Source organism: Stutzerimonas chloritidismutans, assembly GCF_051486945.1.
Taxonomy (GTDB): Bacteria; Pseudomonadota; Gammaproteobacteria; order Pseudomonadales; family Pseudomonadaceae; genus Stutzerimonas; species Stutzerimonas chloritidismutans_B.
Window position 1 is genome coordinate 1,263,067 of sequence record NZ_JAHVDX010000001.1, and the last position, 17,489, is coordinate 1,280,555.

At 60.3% G+C, this 17,489-nt stretch carries 20 protein-coding genes; 1 reads left to right on the plus strand and 19 read right to left on the minus strand.

Going from position 1 to position 17,489, the window contains the following annotated elements; all coding sequences use genetic code 11:
* Positions 1 to 94: 94 nt before the first annotated feature.
* On the plus strand, positions 95 to 886 hold the full coding sequence (gene cysE / locus KXR72_RS05730; RefSeq protein WP_437420115.1) for a serine O-acetyltransferase: 792 nt from the start codon (positions 95 to 97) through the stop codon (positions 884 to 886).
* Positions 887 to 890: 4 nt separating this feature from the next.
* Here cysE (KXR72_RS05730) and der read toward each other — a convergent pair whose 3' ends face one another.
* The 19 genes from der to trmJ form a co-directional block, all read right to left on the minus strand.
* Positions 891 to 2,375: a ribosome biogenesis GTPase Der gene (gene der / locus KXR72_RS05735; protein ID WP_437420116.1), complete on the minus strand. Its 1,485-nt coding sequence runs from the start codon at positions 2,373 to 2,375 to the stop codon at positions 891 to 893.
* A gap of 102 nt (positions 2,376 to 2,477) precedes the next feature.
* Positions 2,478 to 3,626: an outer membrane protein assembly factor BamB gene (gene bamB / locus KXR72_RS05740; protein WP_437420117.1), complete on the minus strand. Its 1,149-nt coding sequence runs from the start codon at positions 3,624 to 3,626 to the stop codon at positions 2,478 to 2,480.
* 4 nt (positions 3,627 to 3,630) lie between these two features.
* Positions 3,631 to 4,272: a YfgM family protein gene (locus KXR72_RS05745; protein ID WP_437420118.1), complete on the minus strand. Its 642-nt coding sequence runs from the start codon at positions 4,270 to 4,272 to the stop codon at positions 3,631 to 3,633.
* A gap of 40 nt (positions 4,273 to 4,312) precedes the next feature.
* Positions 4,313 to 5,596, minus strand: a complete 1,284-nt coding sequence (gene hisS, locus KXR72_RS05750; protein ID WP_437420119.1) for a histidine--tRNA ligase — start codon at positions 5,594 to 5,596, stop codon at positions 4,313 to 4,315.
* Between the two features lie 12 nt (positions 5,597 to 5,608).
* Positions 5,609 to 6,721, minus strand: a complete 1,113-nt coding sequence (gene ispG / locus KXR72_RS05755; protein ID WP_437420120.1) for a flavodoxin-dependent (E)-4-hydroxy-3-methylbut-2-enyl-diphosphate synthase — start codon at positions 6,719 to 6,721, stop codon at positions 5,609 to 5,611.
* A gap of 2 nt (positions 6,722 to 6,723) precedes the next feature.
* Entirely contained in the window at positions 6,724 to 7,749 is a 1,026-nt protein-coding gene (locus KXR72_RS05760) for a RodZ domain-containing protein (RefSeq protein WP_437420121.1), read from the minus strand.
* Entirely contained in the window at positions 7,746 to 8,501 is a 756-nt protein-coding gene (gene pilW / locus KXR72_RS05765) for a type IV pilus biogenesis/stability protein PilW (RefSeq protein ID WP_437420122.1), read from the minus strand. Before pilW ends, KXR72_RS05760 begins: the two co-directional genes overlap by 4 nt.
* Before the next feature lie 10 nt (positions 8,502 to 8,511).
* Positions 8,512 to 9,660, minus strand: coding sequence for a 23S rRNA (adenine(2503)-C(2))-methyltransferase RlmN (gene rlmN / locus KXR72_RS05770; RefSeq protein WP_437420123.1), 1,149 nt, complete (start codon positions 9,658 to 9,660; stop codon positions 8,512 to 8,514).
* A 20-nt stretch (positions 9,661 to 9,680) separates the two neighbouring features.
* On the minus strand, positions 9,681 to 10,112 hold the full coding sequence (gene ndk / locus KXR72_RS05775) for a nucleoside-diphosphate kinase (protein ID WP_437420124.1): 432 nt from the start codon (positions 10,110 to 10,112) through the stop codon (positions 9,681 to 9,683).
* A 130-nt stretch (positions 10,113 to 10,242) separates the two neighbouring features.
* The gene (iscX, locus tag KXR72_RS05780) at positions 10,243 to 10,443 is read right to left on the minus strand and encodes a Fe-S cluster assembly protein IscX (protein ID WP_437420125.1); all 201 of its coding nucleotides are present in this window, start codon (positions 10,441 to 10,443) and stop codon (positions 10,243 to 10,245) included.
* 2 nt (positions 10,444 to 10,445) lie between these two features.
* Positions 10,446 to 10,784: an ISC system 2Fe-2S type ferredoxin gene (gene fdx / locus KXR72_RS05785; RefSeq protein ID WP_437420126.1), complete on the minus strand. Its 339-nt coding sequence runs from the start codon at positions 10,782 to 10,784 to the stop codon at positions 10,446 to 10,448.
* Positions 10,785 to 10,788: 4 nt separating this feature from the next.
* Positions 10,789 to 12,651: a Fe-S protein assembly chaperone HscA gene (gene hscA / locus KXR72_RS05790; RefSeq protein WP_437420127.1), complete on the minus strand. Its 1,863-nt coding sequence runs from the start codon at positions 12,649 to 12,651 to the stop codon at positions 10,789 to 10,791.
* Positions 12,652 to 12,692: 41 nt separating this feature from the next.
* Positions 12,693 to 13,214: a co-chaperone HscB gene (gene hscB / locus KXR72_RS05795; RefSeq protein WP_437420128.1), complete on the minus strand. Its 522-nt coding sequence runs from the start codon at positions 13,212 to 13,214 to the stop codon at positions 12,693 to 12,695.
* A 7-nt stretch (positions 13,215 to 13,221) separates the two neighbouring features.
* Positions 13,222 to 13,545: an iron-sulfur cluster assembly protein IscA gene (iscA, locus tag KXR72_RS05800; RefSeq protein ID WP_437420129.1), complete on the minus strand. Its 324-nt coding sequence runs from the start codon at positions 13,543 to 13,545 to the stop codon at positions 13,222 to 13,224.
* Between the two features lie 10 nt (positions 13,546 to 13,555).
* Positions 13,556 to 13,948 carry a Fe-S cluster assembly scaffold IscU gene (iscU, locus tag KXR72_RS05805; RefSeq protein WP_437420130.1) on the minus strand — a complete coding sequence of 131 codons (393 nt, stop codon included), beginning with the start codon at positions 13,946 to 13,948 and terminating at the stop codon, positions 13,556 to 13,558.
* 43 nt (positions 13,949 to 13,991) lie between these two features.
* A complete protein-coding gene (locus KXR72_RS05810) occupies positions 13,992 to 15,206 on the minus strand; it encodes an IscS subfamily cysteine desulfurase (protein ID WP_437420131.1) in 1,215 nt (404 codons plus the stop codon).
* 30 nt (positions 15,207 to 15,236) lie between these two features.
* Positions 15,237 to 15,728, minus strand: a complete 492-nt coding sequence (gene iscR, locus KXR72_RS05815) for a Fe-S cluster assembly transcriptional regulator IscR (protein ID WP_437420132.1) — start codon at positions 15,726 to 15,728, stop codon at positions 15,237 to 15,239.
* Positions 15,729 to 15,899: 171 nt separating this feature from the next.
* On the minus strand, positions 15,900 to 16,676 hold the full coding sequence (gene cysE / locus KXR72_RS05820) for a serine O-acetyltransferase (protein WP_437420133.1): 777 nt from the start codon (positions 16,674 to 16,676) through the stop codon (positions 15,900 to 15,902).
* Positions 16,676 to 17,452, minus strand: coding sequence for a tRNA (cytosine(32)/uridine(32)-2'-O)-methyltransferase TrmJ (gene trmJ / locus KXR72_RS05825; protein ID WP_437420134.1), 777 nt, complete (start codon positions 17,450 to 17,452; stop codon positions 16,676 to 16,678). The genes cysE (KXR72_RS05820) and trmJ overlap by 1 nt, the downstream gene beginning before the upstream one ends.
* Between the last annotated feature and the right edge of the window lie 37 nt (positions 17,453 to 17,489).

Genomic DNA, 17,489 nt, shown 5'->3' on the forward strand with positions numbered 1-17,489 from the left:
GGCCCGATACGAGGCCGTCCGGGCAACGCGGCTGGGCTGCTACAGTTGAGCGACACGACAGCCCTACGACTTCCGCTTCGGATAAGGATCAGGCATGCCCAGCGACACCCATCCGACCCTCTGGCAAGCGCTACACGCCCAAGCCGGGCAGGCACAGCAAAAGGAACCGGCCTTGCATGGACTACTCCAACAGGCCGTCCTGGCTCACTCCAACCTGGGCGACGCACTCGCGGAAAACATCGGCCGTGCGCTGGCTGACAACGACGCGCAGGCCGTCGCCCTTCGCGACCGCTTCACCACCCTTCACCGCGCCGCCCCACAACTGGCCGAACAGGGTTGGCGCGATCTGGAGGCGATCGTCAACCGCGACCCGGCCTACGAGAACTTGCTCGAAGCCTTCCTCTTCTCCAAAGGCTACCTGGCGCTTCAGGCCTATCGCGTCGGCCATCAATTACTGCAGCAGGACGAACGCCTGCTCGCGCTCTTCATACAGTCGCGCTGCAACCAGCGCCTGGGCATCGACATCAATCCAGCCAGCCGCATCGGCAGCGGCATCATGCTCGACCACGGCACTGGGATCGTCATCGGCGAAACCGCGCAGGTCGGCGACGATGTCTCGATTCTGCAGGGCGTGACGCTGGGCGGAACCGGTAAGGAAAGCGGCGACCGGCACCCGAAGGTGCGCAGCGGCGTGATGATCGGGGCGGGGGCGAAGATTCTAGGCAACATCGAGATCGGCGAAGGCGCCAAGGTGGGTGCCGGCAGTATCGTGCTGCATGCGGTAGCGCCGCATACCACCGTGGTCGGCAACCCCGCTCGCCAGGTCGGCAAACCCAGGCACCCACGACCGGCCCTGGACATGGACCAGTCGTTCGACGAAGGCTGAAGCGTCAGCGCTTTTTGTCGCGACGCTTCTTCTCAGCCTTCTTATGGTGCGACATGAGGCGCCGCTTTTTGTTGACCTGGCGGTCGGTCAGGGTGTTCTTCTTCCCCTCGTAAGGGTTTTCCCCGCCCTTGTACTCGATCCGGATCGGTGTGCCGACCAACTTGAGCACACGCCGGTAGGTGTTCTCCAGGTAGCGCGTGTAAGACTTCGGCACCGCTTCGACCTGATTGCCGTGGATCACGATCAGCGGCGGGTTAGCGCCCCCAAGGTGGGCGTAGCGCAGCTTGATTCGACGGCCAGACACCATAGGCGGCGCATGCTCGCGAACCGAATCCTCGAGAATCTGCGTTAAACGGCTGGTCGGCCAGCGAGTGACAGCGGACCTGAAGGCCGCCTGAACGGATTGGTAGAGGTTACCCACGCCCGTGCCATGCTTGGCCGAGATGAAATGAATATCGGCGAAATCAACGAAGAACAGCCGGCGCTCCAGCTCGGTCTTGACGTAGTCGCGCTCGCTGGGCTCCATGCCATCCCACTTGTTCAGCGCGATCACCAGGGCACGCCCGCTTTCCAGCACGAAGCCGAGCAGGTTCAGGTCATGCTCGACCACGCCTTCGCGCGCATCCATCACGAAGATGACCACGTTCGAATCCTGGATCGCCTGCAACGTCTTGACCACCGAAAACTTCTCGACGGCCTCGAAGATCTTGCCGCGACGGCGCACCCCAGCGGTGTCGATCAGCGTGTACTTTTCCTCATCGCGCTCGAAGGGAATATAGATACTGTCGCGCGTCGTGCCGGCCTGGTCATAGACGATCACCCGCTCCTCGCCCAGCATGCGATTGACCAACGTGGACTTGCCGACATTAGGGCGCCCGATGATGGCGATTTTGATCCCGTCCTTCTCGCTCGGGCCCGGAATCCGCTTCGGCTCCTGGCCTTCCTCGAGAGCAACGACCTCATCCGACTCGCCGTCCTCCAGCGTCTCGACGTTGTCGCGCGGAAAGGCCCCCAGCGCGCGCTCAAGCATGTAGTTGATGCCGCGGCCGTGGGCAGCGGCGATCGGCAGCGCGTCACCGAGCCCGAGTGGGCTGAACTCAGCCCGGGCCAAGTCGGGATCGATGCTGTCGACCTTGTTCACCACCAGGAAGTACTGCTTGTTCATCTTGCGCAGATGTTCGGCGATCATCTGGTCGCCTGGTGTCATTCCGGCGCGCGCATCGACCATGAACATCACCGCGTCGGCTTCCTGCATCGCCTGCAGCGATTGTTCGGCCATCTTCGCGTCGATGCCCTGCTCATCACCGGTGAGGCCCCCGGTATCGATAACGATATAGGTGCGGCCCTGCCACTTTGCCTCGCCATACTGACGATCTCGGGTCAGGCCGGCGTACTCGGCGACGATGGCGTCACGGCTCTTGGTCAGGCGGTTGAACAGCGTCGACTTGCCGACGTTGGGGCGGCCCACCAGGGCGATTACGGGAACCATACGGCTCTCCACTGCGTTATTTCAGAAAACACGAAGGCCGCTGCAGGGCAGCGGCCGGATATCGTTGCCCCGCCAAGGCGAGGCACCGTGCGAACGAGGGGCTCAGTCCGCCTGGCGAATGGTCAGCGCGACGAGCTTGCCACCGTTGCCGAATGCGTACAGCCAGTCGCCTTCGACGACCGGACTGACACGGACGCCATCACTGTCGATACGGGTACGCGCCACGAAACGGCCGTCGACCTGACTCAGCAAGTGCAGATAGCCTTCCTTGTCGCCAACCGCAACGTAGCTCGAAAACACGGCCGGTCCGGAGAGGCCGCGACGGGCCAGCGAGTCGTTGCTCCACAGTACGGTCGTGGATCGCTCATCAATCCCCAGAACGGTGCCTTCGGCCTGGCTCACGTAAACACTACCGTAGCCCAGCGCGACGCCCGATGAAGTCGAAGCATCACGCTGCCAAAGGACACGACCGCTTTCCAGGTCCAGCGCCGCTGCGCGTCCCTGAAAGCTCGCCACATAAAGCGTGCCCCCCGAAAGCAGCAGGCCGCCATCGATGTCCACGACGCGCTCGAGTTCGGAACGCCCCTGCGGTATGGCGATACGCTGCTCCCATACAGGCAGACCACGGCCAGTATCCAGCGCGACAACCTTACCGCTGGACAGGCCGGCCACCGCGAGCTGATTGGTCAGCAAGGGCGCACCGGTTCCCCGAAGCGTGAGGACTGCCGGCGAGCTTTCGTAGCTCCAGCGTTGCGTCCCGGTGTCTATTTCCAAGGCAAGGACGCGGTCGTCCTGGGTCTGAACGACCACTACGTCGCCATTCACAGCCGGTGCAGACAGCACCTCGCTGCCGACGCGGCTGCGCCAGCGCTCTTCACCATTGGATACGTCGAGTGCAATGACCTCGCCACGCAGCGTACCCACCAGCACCAGCCCGTAGCCGACGCCGACGCCACCGGAAACGGGCACCTCGAGCTCCTGCTTCCAGTTCACCTTGCCGGTGTGACGATCCATCGCGACGACCAGGCCCTCGTTATCGGCAGCGAAGATTTCGTCGCCATACACGGCCGGAACCAGCAGATTATAGGTTTCGCCTTGTCCGTCACCGATCGAGCGGCTCCACTCGGTTTTCAGTTCGACTTCCTGATCGAACTTCACCAATTCGGCAGGCTCGGGTTCTTTCGTATCGTTGCTACTGCAACCGGCAGCCAATATGGCCATCGACAATAGCGCGGCAGTTTTCCAACGCATCAATTCACGCCTCTCCACGAGCCAGGTCGTCCAGTTTCAGCTGAAGTCCGCCAATGGCGGCATCCTGCGACAGTGCCTCCTTGGCCTTGGTATAGGCGGCATGGGCCTCATCGTTGCGGCCCAGCTGCACGAGCAGATCACCGCGTAACTCTTCGCGACTGGCAGCGAAAGCCTTGGGCGCTTCACCATCGAGCAAGCCCAAAGCCGCCTCGGCTTTGTCCTGCGCAGCCATCACCCTTGCCAGGCGCTGGCGCGCTAGTTCGCCGAGCGTCTTGTCGGCCGGTTTGTCGATGACGGCCTGCAGCTCGGTCGCTGCTTCGTCCAGGCGCCCGCTCTCAACCGCCACCTTGGCAACGAATAGGCTGCCGTACTGCGCATAGTGAGTACCGGCAAACTCGTTCTTCAGCACATTGCCAAGACGCGACACTTCGGCCGTATCCACTTCACCTTCTTCCAGCACCGCGTTAAGTAGCTGCTGATAGACAGCTGAGGCGTTCTGCGCCTGGGTGAGCTGGCGCTTCTGCCAGAATTGCCAACCGAACACCAGGATCAACGCCACGACGGCACCAAGCAGCAGCGGCTTGCCGTTACGCTGCCACCAATCCTTGATTGCCGCCAATTGTTCTTCTTCTGAGCCCGAGGTCACTCCGTTACTCCTTTCGATTCGCGATTTTCAGGCCTGCCGGTCATGCCATGCAGGCAGCCAGGCGCGCTGCAAGAGCGTCCCAGCCAATGCTTTGTTGCTCGGTGTCGTCGCGCAGCGGCTTGAAACCTACCACGCGCTCGGCCAACTCGTCCTCACCGAGGATCAGCGCAACGCGCGCCCCGCTCTTGTCGGCCTTCTTGAACTGACTCTTGAAGCTTCCGGCGCCGGCATTGACCAGCAGCCGCAAGCCAGGCAACTCGTCTCGAAGCCGCTCGGCCAGCGCCAGGCCCGCGAGCTCAGCGGCCTCGCCGAACGCACAGATATATGCATGCGCGGGGCGATTCAGCTCGGCGGGAACCAGCGCCAGTGTCTCGAGCAGCAGTACCAGCCGCTCGATGCCCATCGCGAACCCTACGCCAGGTGTCGGTTTACCACCAAACTGGGTCACCAGTCCGTCGTAACGGCCCCCGGCACAGACGGTGCCTTGTGCACCCAGCTTGTCCGTGACCCACTCGAACACGGTACGACCGTAATAGTCCAGCCCGCGGACCAGCTTCGGATTGATCTCGTAGGCGATACCCGCCGCGTCCAGCCGAGCCTTGAGCCCCTCGAAGTGAAGGCGGGATTCCTCGTCCAGGTAGTCATGAAGGGTGGGAGCGTCAGCGAGCAATGCCTGGGTCTGGGCATTCTTGCTGTCGAGAATGCGCAGCGGATTTGTCGTCAGGCGGCGCTGGCTGTCCTCGTCAAGCTGGTCGAAGCGCTGCTGCAGATAAGCGACCAGCGCCTCGCGATAGCGGGCCCGCGCCTCGCTGGAACCGAGACTGTTGAGCTGCAACGTTACCGCGTCGGCAAAGCCGAGGCGCTTCCACAGCCGAGCAGTCAACACGATCAGTTCGGCATCAATGTCAGGACCGGGCTGGTTGAAGACCTCAACCCCGATCTGGTGGAACTGGCGATAGCGCCCCTTTTGTGGCTTCTCATAGCGAAACATTGGGCCGCTGTACCACAGCTTTTGCACCTGGCCGCCACCAGTCATGCCATGTTCAAGAACCGCACGAACACAACCGGCAGTGCCTTCTGGACGCAAGGTCAGCGATTCCTCGTTGCGGTCCAGGAAGGTGTACATCTCTTTATCCACGACATCGGTGCCTTCGCCGATGCCGCGTGCGAACAGATCGGTGAATTCCAGGATCGGCAGGCGAATCTCACTGTAGCCATAGGCATCGAGCAGTTCGGCGAAGGTCGTTTCGAGGTAGCGCCAAACCGGCGTTTGCTGCGGCAGAATGTCGTTCATGCCGCGGATGGCTTGCAGGGACTTGCTCAATTTCTTTCCTTATCAGCTGCGCAGGATCAACGCAGCATCGGCCTCGGTCTTTTCCGCAGCTTTGCGGCGGATCAACTGTTCCAGCTCGTCTACGAGATTCTCGTTGTTCAGTTTTTGCGCAGGTTTGCCGTCTATGTAGACCAGGTTGTTCGGCGTGCCTCCGGTCAAGCCAATGTGGGCTTCCTTGGCTTCGCCGGGGCCATTGACCACGCAGCCGATGACCGCGACGTCCATCGGCACGAGCAGATCGTCCAGGCGCCCCTCCAAATCGTTCATCGTCTTCACGACATCGAAATTCTGTCGGGAGCAGCTCGGGCAGGCGATGAAGTTGATCCCACGCGAGCGCAGCCGCAGGGACTTCAGAATATCGAACCCAACCTTGATTTCCTCGACCGGATCGGCCGCTAGCGAGATACGGATGGTGTCGCCGATCCCCTCGGCCAAGAGCATGCCCAGCCCCACGGCGGACTTGACGGTACCGGAGCGCAACCCACCGGCTTCGGTGATGCCCAGGTGTAGCGGCTGCTCGATCTTGTCGGCGAGCAACCGGTAAGCCGCTACAGCCATGAAGACGTCGGACGCCTTCACGCTGACTTTGAAATCCGGAAAATTCAGCCGATCCAGGTGCTCGACATGGCGCAGCGCGGATTCAACCAGTGCTTCCGGTGTCGGCTCGCCATATTTTTTTTGCAGATCCTTTTCCAGGGAGCCCGCATTGACACCGATACGGATCGGGATACCTCGCTCGCGGGCTGCTTCGACCACCGCACGCACGCGGTCCTCGCGACCGATGTTGCCGGGATTGATACGCAGACAGTCCACACCGAGCTCAGCCACCCGCAACGCGATCTGATAATCGAAGTGGATGTCTGCAACCAGCGGAACGCCGACACGCTGCTTGATCTTGCCAAATGCTTCGGCCGCCTCCATGGAGGGCACGGAAACGCGGACGATATCGGCACCGGCATCCTGCAAACGCTGGATCTGCGCGACAGTCGCATCGACATCGCAGGTCTCGGTGTTGGTCATGCTCTGCACGGCAATTGGCGCGTCGCCGCCAACCGGGACGTTGCCGACCCAGATCTTGCGGGACGGTCGACGTTTGATAGGAGACTCACTATGCATGATTACTGTCCGAGCTTGAAACGGGCTGTTTCGCCACGTGTTTTGCCAGAGAGATCGACCGCTTCGCCGTTGAACCGGACCTCAACGCCAGAGGCGAAGCCCAGATGAACATCGAGCGGCACCTTGCCCGTGACGGTGCGGCTAGTGCCGGCTCGCGCCAGCGCGCTGTAGAGTACGTTGCCATCGGCATCGGTGACCTGGGTCCAGCAATCGGCGTTATAGACCAGGCTCAACTGGCCCTCCCCTTGTGCCACTTCGGTTTGTGCCGACTGTGCTGTTTCGGCTGCTGGGGCTTCCGTCTCGGCCGGCGTGACTGGGACCGGCTCAAGCGCAATAGCTGCTTCGGTCGGAGCGGCCGGGTCAGCAGTTGCAGACTGCTCTACCGGTGCAGCAGCGTTAGGTTGGCCCAGCGTCTGTTCGATCGTGACCTGCGATTCAGTCGCCGGCGCTGGTGCCTCAGTCGGTTCAGGCAGTGAGTGCTCTGGGTCAGCAGCGTCGGCGGCTGGCTCTTCGGGCTCCTCAGCACGATCGAGCAGGTGGATTTCGGTGGTGCCATCGGCGGCTTCCACCTCGATCCGCTCGAGCGCGGAAACCGATCGACCGGATTCATTTCGAGCCGTACGGTCCTGCCACCAAAGAAACGCTCCCACTGCGATGACAATGGTCAGCAAGAACGTGAAGAACCGCACCATGCTGCGGGACAGCCTCACCGGCTGGTCGATGTAGCCCAAGCTGTTGACGCGGCTACCGGTTGCATCGGTACCAGTGTGGTGGTCGAACTGCTGGACCAATCGAGCTTGATCCAACCCCAGCAGCTTGGCATAGGCCCTAACGTAGCCACGGGCAAAAGTGTGGCCCGGCATCTGGCTGAAGTCGCCAGCCTCGATCTGAGTTAGTGAGCGCTCTGACAGATTAAGCTGCTGGGCCACCGAAGAAAGCGACCAATTCTTGCTTTCACGCGCGGCACGCAGGGTTTCGCCGGGGTTGGCAAGCGCCGAGGAAGCGGCTTCGGATTGTGGCGCTGTCATCGTTGCTCCGATAGAAACTGTTGGTATTCGGCAGTCCCAGGGTAGAGCCGCTTGAGTTGCAGCGCGAGGCTAGCGGCCTGGCCGCGGTCCTGGTGAATAGTAGCCAGACGAATGCCTAGCAGCAGGCTGCGCGCGTTCTGCTCGGACAGACGACTGAAGCTGTCGTAGTAACGCTTGGCCGGGACGTACTGCTTGTCCTCGTAAGCCAGTTGGGCAAGTTCGAGCAGTGCGCGCGGTTGCCGGCTGTCGAGGCGCAAGGCCCGGGTGAAATAGGTTTCTGCCTGCTCGCGTTGCCCAAGCTGCAACGCGGTCATGCCCATGTTTTGAAAAACCCTAGAGCGCTCAGAATAGAGGTTGTCTTCAGCTGCCTTGGAAAAACGCTCAAGCGCCTCCTGGTAACGTTTCTGCTCGAACAGGAAGCTTCCGTAATTGTTCAAGATGCGCGCGTCGTTGCGGCTGGAAAGCGCTTTGCGGTAATGCTCGTCGGCGAGTTTGTTTTCCATTTCGGTCTGGAACACTAGCGCCAACGCAGCATGGGCATCCGCGCTATTCGGATCCAGCTCCAGGGCTTTGCGTAACGGTCGTTTAGCACGCGACGTATCGCCTTGTTGCAGGTAACCGATACCGAGCTGGATATAGGCATCGCGCGCCTCGGTGCGCCCCTCGCTGGTGCGCAGCGGATCAATGGAACCAGAAGACACGCAACCAGCTAACAAACCAACAAACAACAGCAGCGCGACGCGCAAAAACATTAGCATCCCCTCAGGAGCGGTTCGAAACGACGGTCGCCGTACCTGGCTCGGAATGCAGTTCACGCACGGCGATGTAGCGCTCGCTTCGGCGTGTACGATCCATCACCTGACCGACCAGCTGGCCGCACGCGGCGTCGATATCCTCGCCACGCGTGGTACGCACGGTCACATTGTGCCCGGCTTTGTGCAGCATGTCCTGAAAACGGCGGATGGCATTGTTGCTGGGCCGCTCATATCCAGAATGAGGGAAGGGATTGAACGGGATCAGATTGATTTTGCACGGAATGCTGGCGAGCAACGCGATCAGTTCATCAGCGTGCTCAGGCTGATCATTGACGCCTTTGAGCAACGTGTATTCGATCGTGAGCACGCGTTTTTCACCCAGGTTCGAAATGTAGCGCTGACAGGCTGCCAGCAGCATCTCGAGTGGATATTTCTTATTGATCGGCACCAACTGGTCACGCAACGCGTTATTAGGCGCATGCAGCGATAGCGCCAGGGATACGTCGATTACCTTGCTGAGCTCCTCGATCATCGGAACGACGCCGGAGGTCGACAAGGTCACCTTACGTTTGGATATACCGTAGCCGAGGTCGTCCATCATGATGTGCATGGCAGCGACCACGTTATCGAAGTTCAATAGCGGCTCGCCCATCCCCATCATCACCACGTTGGTGATAGCCCGGTCGATCTTGGCCGGAATGGTGCCGAATGACTTGTTCGCAATCCACACCTGACCAATCACTTCGGCTGCAGTGAGATTGCTATTGAAACCTTGTTTGCCGGTCGAGCAGAAGCTGCAATCCAGCGCACATCCCGCCTGGGAGGAGACGCACAGCGTCCCGCGGCCACCCTGAGGGATATAAACCGTCTCTACGCAACTGCCCGACGCCACGCGCACCACCCACTTGCGTGTGCCATCGGCGGAAATGTCTTCGCTGACGATCTCCGGACCCCGAATCTCGGCAGCGGCTTTGAGCTTTTCGCGCAAAACCTTGCCAATGTTGGTCATGGCATCGAAATCATCGACGCCGAAGTGGTGAATCCACTTCATGACCTGACCGGCACGAAAGCGCTTCTCCCCTATCGAATCGAAGAAGCCTTCCATCTGCGACTGGGTCAGCCCCAGCAGGTTTACCTTACCGGTCGATACATTCATCTGGATTCACCTTCGCCTGATCAGCGAATGCGTGCGCACACTTCGGTGGCCGCGAAGAAGTAAGCGATTTCGCGCGCTGCGGACGCCTCGGAGTCGGAGCCGTGCACGGCGTTCTCGTCGATGGAGACGGCGAAATCGGCACGAATGGTACCCGGAGCGGCTTCCTTCGGATTGGTGGCACCCATCAACTCACGGTTCTTGAGGACGGCGTTCTCGCCTTCCAATACCTGCACGATGACCGGGCCGGAAGTCATGAACGCAACCAGATCCTTGAAGAAGCCGCGCTCGCTGTGCTCAGCGTAGAAGCCGGCCGCTTCGCGCTCGGACAGCTGGACCATCTTGGAAGCGACGACGCGCAGGCCGGCCTTCTCGAAACGGGTGGTGATTTCGCCGATCACGTTCTTGGCGACAGCGTCAGGCTTGATGATGGAGAAGGTGCGTTGCAGGGCCATGTAGGACTCCAAACTGAGGGTTAAAGCTAACGAGTAAACCCACGGATTATACGCGGGTTCGGATTAAGAATATAAGGCCGTGGCCAGACTGCAGCGAGCAGCTGCTAACGCAACGGCGGCACGACGAGGATCACTGGACTTCGTCGATCCAGGCTGCCTGTATCGCCTCCAGCACCTTCTCACCGCCACGCTGCGGATCATCGGAAAATTGCGGCAGCGCTACAACCCAACGGTGCAACTCGACGAAATTCACGTATCGCGGATCGATATCCGGTTTGCTGTCAGCCAGCTCGATTGCAATATCGAGCACATCTGCCCATTTGAGTGCCATCTTCAGTGACCTTCAGAAACCTGATTGATGGTGTACTTGGGAATCTCCACAACGAGATCGCTCTCAGCGACAACCGCCTGGCAGGATAGACGCGAGTGCGGCTCCAACCCCCACGCCTTGTCGAGCATGTCGTCTTCGAGCTCGTCGGATGCCTCGAGCGACCCGAACCCTTCGCGAATCACGACGTGGCATGTCGTACAGGCGCAAGACTTCTCGCAGGCATGCTCGATGTCGATACCGTTGCGAAGCGCGGCGTCGAGCACCGTCTCACCTGGCTGTGCGTCCACAACTGCACCGTCCGGGCAATGGTCGACGTGGGGCAGAAAAACAATCTGCGGCATTGGGTCAATCCTCGATATCGTTGAGCCGCCGCCCGGCTAGCGCAGCCTTGACGGTGGAATCCAGCCGGCGCGCGGCAAAAGCATCTGTAATCTGGCTCAGCCGCTTGATCTCCCGCTCGATCGCAGCACCATCCGGGCTATCCATCAAGCTGCGAAGCGTATCCACCTGTGCCAGGATCGCGATGCGCTCCTCTTCGCTAAGCAGGCGATCGCCATCTGTCTCGACGGCGCTTTCGACGGCCTCGATCAGACGCTGCGCGTCGACCAACTGTTCGCGAAGCGCACGAGCGACCTTGTCCTCGCCGGCCTTGTGGAACGAGTCCTCAAGCATGCGAGCGATCTCGCCATCGGTCAGCCCATAAGACGGCTTGACCTGAATGCTCGATTCGACGCCTGAGGCCGTCTCGCGGGCAGAAACACTGAGCAATCCATCGGCATCGACCTGAAAGGTGACGCGAATCTTGGCGGCGCCAGCCACCATCGGTGGGATACCACGCAACTCGAAGCGTGCCAGGGAACGGCAATCCGTGATCAATTCACGCTCACCCTGCAGCACATGAATCATCATGGCCGTCTGGCCATCTTTATAGGTGGTGAAGTCCTGCGCGCGCGCCACGGGAATCGTGGTGTTGCGCGGGATGATCTTCTCCATCAACCCGCCCATGGTCTCGAGACCGAGGGACAGCGGAATCACATCCAGCAGCAAGAGCTCTTCGCCATCCCGGTTGTTGCCGGCCAGCGTTTCAGCCTGAATCGCCGCACCGATCGCGACGACTTGGTCAGGATCGATATCGGTCAGTGGCTCGCGTCCAAACATTTCGCCGACCAATTCGCGAACACGCGGAACGCGCGTGGACCCGCCAACCATCACCACCGCGCCTACTTCCCCGAGCTCGACGGACGAATCGCGCAATGCCCGTCGGCAGGCCTTGAGGCTGCGCATGATCATGGGATCGACCAGCTCATTGAACGTGGCGCGCGTCAGCTCACCCGACCAATCGCCATAGCGGACGGCCACTGAGTCCAGCTCACTGAGTTTTTCTTTAGCGTCGCAGGCAATACGCAGCACTTCACGTTGTGCGCCCGGGTCGAGGTCTTCGGACGTGCCCGCCTTAGCCAAGATCCATCCCGCCACGGCGTGATCGAAGTCGTCCCCGCCAAGCGCCGTATCGCCACCTGTAGCGAGCACTTCGAATACGCCTTTGGACAACCGCAATATCGAGATGTCGAACGTTCCGCCACCCAGGTCATAGATGGCCACGACGCCTTCGGCCTGACGATCCAATCCATAGGCGACTGCCGCGGCAGTGGGCTCGTTCAACAAGCGCAGGACGTTCAGATTTGCCAAACGCGCAGCATCCTTGGTCGCCTGCCGCTGTGCATCATCGAAGTAGGCAGGCACCGTGATCACAGCGCCAACCAGCTCACCCCCGAGCACGGCCTCGGCGCGCTCACGCAGTGCACGAAGGATTTCGGCGGATATTTCGACGGGGCTCTTGGCGCCCTGTACCGTTTCGATGAATGGCATCTGCGACTGCCCTTCGACGAAGCGATACGGCAGCTGTACACCCAGCTGCTTGACGTCGCCGATGCCACGCCCCATGAGGCGTTTGACCGAGACAACCGTGTTCAACGGGTCGGACGCCGAAGCCTCCCTGGCTACCTTGCCCACCTCGACGCGGTCAGTGTGGTAGCGCACCGCGGAGGGCAGGATCACGTCGCCTTGGGCGTCAGCCAGCGGAGCAGTGATGCCACTACGCAAGGCGGCCACCAGCGAGTTAGTCGTACCCAGGTCGATACCCACCGCAAGCCGCCGCTGATGGGGCTTCGGGCTTTGTCCGGGCTCAGCTATTTGAAGTAAGGCCATGTCTGTCTTATTTCGGGCGCAGCGCCAGTGGCTGCGCTGGGTTATTCGTCGAGGCGCTCTTCGAGCTGACGCACTTCCTGAGACAATTTGTCGAGAAACTGCATCCGCCGCACCAGGCGTTCGGCTTCGTCACGCTGAGCCTCGTCTTCCCAAATGATGGAAAACGAGTCATTGATGGACTGCTGCGCGGCTTTCAGGCGGGCCTTGAAAGCCATCACACCGGACTGATCCCCATCGTCGTGGAGTGACTCGAGTTCCTCGCGCCACTGCATCTGCTGCATCAGAAACGCGGGATCCTGCACTGTCGCCTCAAGCGGCATCTCCCGCCCTCGCAGGGTCAGCAAGTAACGTGCGCGACGCGAGGGGCTCTTGAGAGTCTGGTAGGCCTCATTGAGATTGGCCGATTGCTCGACCGCACGACGCTGCTCAGCCTCGCCAGCATCGGCGAAACGATCCGGATGGACCTTGCGAGCCATCTCGCGGTAGCGCACCGACAGCTGTTCCAGATCGAGATCGAATGCTGGCTGCAGATCGAACAACGCGTAATGACAGGGACTTCCCACGGCGACCTCAGATGTTGAAGCTTTCGCCGCAACCGCACTCGCCACGCACGTTGGGGTTGTTGAACTTGAAGCCTTCGTTCAGCCCTTCACGCACGAAATCGAGTTCGGTCCCGTCGAGGTAGACCAGGCTTTTCGGATCGATGATCACCTTGACGCCATGGTTTTCGAAAACCGCATCCTCGGCAGCTGCCTCGTCAACGAATTCGAGCACATAAGCCAGGCCGGAGCAGCCGGTAGTCCGCACACCCAAGCGAATACCAAGCCCCTTGCCGCGCCCTTCCAGCGAGCGCCTGACGTGGTTCGCAGCCGCCGCGGTCATACTGATTGCCATCGGTACCTCCTTAGGCCTGCGGCAGCCCTTTCTTCGTACGGTAGTCGCGCACGGCCGCCTTGATCGCATCTTCGGCCAGTACTGAACAGTGAATTTTCACTGGCGGCAATGCGAGCTCTTCAGCGAGCTGGGTGTTCTTAATCGTCTCGGCTTCTTCTAGCGTCTTGCCCTTCATCCATTCGGTGGCCAGGGAACTCGACGCGATCGCGGAGCCGCAACCATAGGTCTTGAACTTCGCATCCTCAATGATGCCCTGCTCGTTGACCTTGATCTGCAAGCGCATAACGTCGCCGCAGGCCGGAGCGCCGACCATGCCAGTACCGATGGAAGGGTCCTCGGCATCGAACTTGCCGACGTTACGCGGGTTCTCGTAGTGGTCGATGACCTTGTCACTGTATGCCATGGTGCAATCCTCGTTGAATCAGGCTAAGCGGGAGTTCGACGGTTCAGTGGGCAGTCCACTCGACCTTTGAAATATCGACGCCGTCTTTGAACATGTCCCACAAGGGCGAAAGCTCTCGCAACTTGGTGACCGCCTCGCTGACTTTCTGCGCGGCGTAGTCAACCTCTTCCTCCGTCGTGAAGCGGCCGAACGTAAAGCGGATCGAGCTGTGCGCGAGCTCGTCGTTGCGACCCAGCGCACGCAGCACGTACGAGGGTTCGAGCGATGCGGAAGTACAGGCAGAGCCGGAGGACACGGCGAGATCCTTCAGCGCCATGATCAGCGACTCACCCTCGACGTAGTTGAAGCTCAGGTTCAGGTTGTGCGGTACGCGCGCCGTCATGCTGCCGTTGACATACAGCTCTTCGAGATGCTCGACCTGCTTGAAGAAGCGGTCCCGTAAGGCGCGGATGCGCTCGCGCTCAGACGCCATTTCTTCCTTGGCGATCCGGAAAGCCTCACCCATGCCAACCGACTGATGCGCCGCGAGCGTGCCGGAGCGCATGCCCCGCTCGTGTCCACCACCATGCATCTGGGCTTCAAGCCGGACGCGCGGCTTGCGGCGTACGTAAAGCGCACCGACACCCTTCGGGCCGTAGGTTTTGTGTGCTGAGAAAGACATCAGATCGACCTTCATCTGGTCGAGGTCGATTTCCACTTTGCCAGTCGACTGGGCTGCGTCGACATGAAACAGCACGCCACGGGAGCGTGTCAGCTCGCCGATGGCGGCAATATCGTTAACCGTCCCGATCTCGTTGTTCACATGCATGATGGATACGAGCACGGTGTCGTCGCGTAGTGCCGCTTCGACCATGCCCGGCGTGATGATGCCGTCCTCACCCGGATCGAGATAGGTCACTTCGAACCCTTCGCGCTCGAGTTGACGGGTGGTATCCAGCACGGCCTTGTGTTCAATCTTGCTCGTAATGATGTGCTTGCCTTTAGAGGCGTAGAAGTGAGCGACGCCTTTGATCGCTAGGTTGTCCGACTCGGTCGCACCGGAGGTCCAGACGATTTCGCGCGGATCGGCATTAACCAGCTCGGCGACCTGGCGACGGGCATTTTCGACCGCCTCTTCCGCTTTCCAGCCAAAGGCATGGGAGCGCGAAGCCGGATTCCCAAAGTTGCCCTCGGCGGTGAGGCATTCGACCATCTTCTCGGCCACACGTGGATCGACCGGCGTAGTAGCGGAGTAATCCAGGTAAATCGGCAATTTCATCAGGTATCTCCTATCAGGCAGTCGTCCTGCTCATTCGACGGCGGACGCTTCGATCTTATCCAGTTGCGGAGCTTGCCCCTTGGCGCGACGCATGTCCTGGCGCAATGCAACTTCCTGCACTTCGCGACGCATCACCAAATCCGCCAGACTGATACCACTTAGGAACTCATGTATCTGCTGGCTGAGATCACACCATAGGTGGTGGGTAAGACAGGTATCACCTGAATGACAGTCACCCAAGCCTTGGCAACGGGTGGCGTCGACCGATTCGTTGACCGCATCGATAACCTGCGCTACCTGAATGCCCGCCATTTCACGCGAAAGCTGATAGCCTCCGCCTGGACCTCGGACGCTCGTGACCAGGCTGCCGCGCCGCAATTTCGCGAACAGCTGCTCAAGGTAGGAAAGCGAGATGCCCTGCCGTTCGGAAATATCCGCAAGCGATACAGGACCATGTTGCGCATGCAGCGCAAGATCAAGCATCGCGGTAACGGCGTAACGGCCTTTGGTTGTCAATCGCATCGGTTCGCACCAAGCATCATGGTTTGGCGCAAGTATGCAATACCCGAGTATTTAGATCAACTATAAGTCCGATTGATTTACTCGGACATTCCGCCGTAACAGCCCTCCTGTTATCAGGACCGTCACCGTAAACCGGCCGGCATGATACCAGCAGCGGAGCGAGGCGGCACGTCAAGACCGGGCCTGCTCCACATGGTCTTTGACCTGCTCGAAGTCCTCGTCACGCAGCTCCGGCATCTTCTTGGCGCAGTAATCGCTACCCAACGCCTTGAGGGCCTCACACATGCCATCCATGCGCTCCTCTACAGCTTGAACGTGATCAAGCAGCTTTCCGATGGCGCGCGCGACCGGATCGGGCATGTCTTCGGTCACACCGTAGGCATCGAAGCCGATCTTCTCTGCCATCGCCTTGCGCTTTGCTTCCTGCTCATCGCTCGGTTTGGCAATGACGCGTCCAGGGATGCCGACAGCGGTCGCACCAGCCGGAACCTCACGTGTAACCACGGCATTCGAGCCGACCTTCGCGCCAGCGCCGACGGTGAACGGACCAAGGATCTTCGCGCCCGCCCCAACGATGACACCGTCTTCGAGGGTTGGGTGACGCTTGCCCTTGTTCCAACTCGTACCGCCCAGGGTTACCCCGTGATAGAGCGTGACGTCATCGCCGATCTGCGCGGTTTCGCCGATTACGATGCCCATCCCATGATCGATGAAGAAGCGTCGACCGATCTGCGCGCCGGGATGAATCTCGATACCGGTCAGCCAGCGCGCCAGATTCGAATTCATGCGCGCCAGCCACTTGCAGTCGTTGACCCATAACCAATGCGAAACCCGATGAAACCAGACTGCATGCAAGCCGGGATAACAGGTGACCACCTCGAAAGCGTTACGCGCCGCCGGATCGCGATGGAACACGCTCTGGATGTCTTCACGCATGCGCTCGAACATCAATCTGATCTCCGTTTATGGGGTTCACCGCGAACGGCCTTCTGGGTTTCGGTCAGAATGCCTCGCAGGATATTCATCTCCAGCTTGCTGATGCCGCTACGCCCATAAAGACGACGCAGGCGCGGCATCAGGTGGCGGGGGCGGCTGGGATCGAGGAATCCAATATCCACGAGCGTTTGCTGAAGATGGGTGTAGTAGTGTTCGAGCTCGTCAGCAGTGACGGGTTGGGCATTGAGCATCGAAGTGGTTTCTAGCTTTGCCTGTTTGGTTGGCTGCCCACTCGTCGCGAGCCAGGCCATCCGCACCTCATAGGTGAGCACCTGGACGGCAGCCGCCAGGTTCAGCGAGCTGAAGTCCGGATTCGACGGGATATGCACATGGTAATGGCAACGCTGCAGTTCTTCGTTTGTAAGCCCCGCATACTCGCGGCCAAATACGAGCGCTACCTCCGCGCCCTCGGCTACCTGCTCCATGCATACCGAGCCAGACTCGCGAGGATCGAGCAGCGGCCAAGGGATCCGCCGATCACGGGCACTAGTGCCCATTGCAACACTGCAGCCAATCAATGCCTCTTCGAGCGTTGGTACTACAACAGCCGCGTCGAGGATATCTGTCGCACCCGATGCACGCGCATTGGCTTCGCCGCTAGGGAAGTCTTCCGGGTCCACCAAGTACAACCGCGACAAACCCATGTTCTTCATGGCCCGCGCGGCACCTCCGATGTTGCCGGGATGGCTGGTGTTGACCAACACCACACGAATATTCTCAAGCGACACAGCATTATCGTCCGCAAAACAAACCGGAAGCTTACCG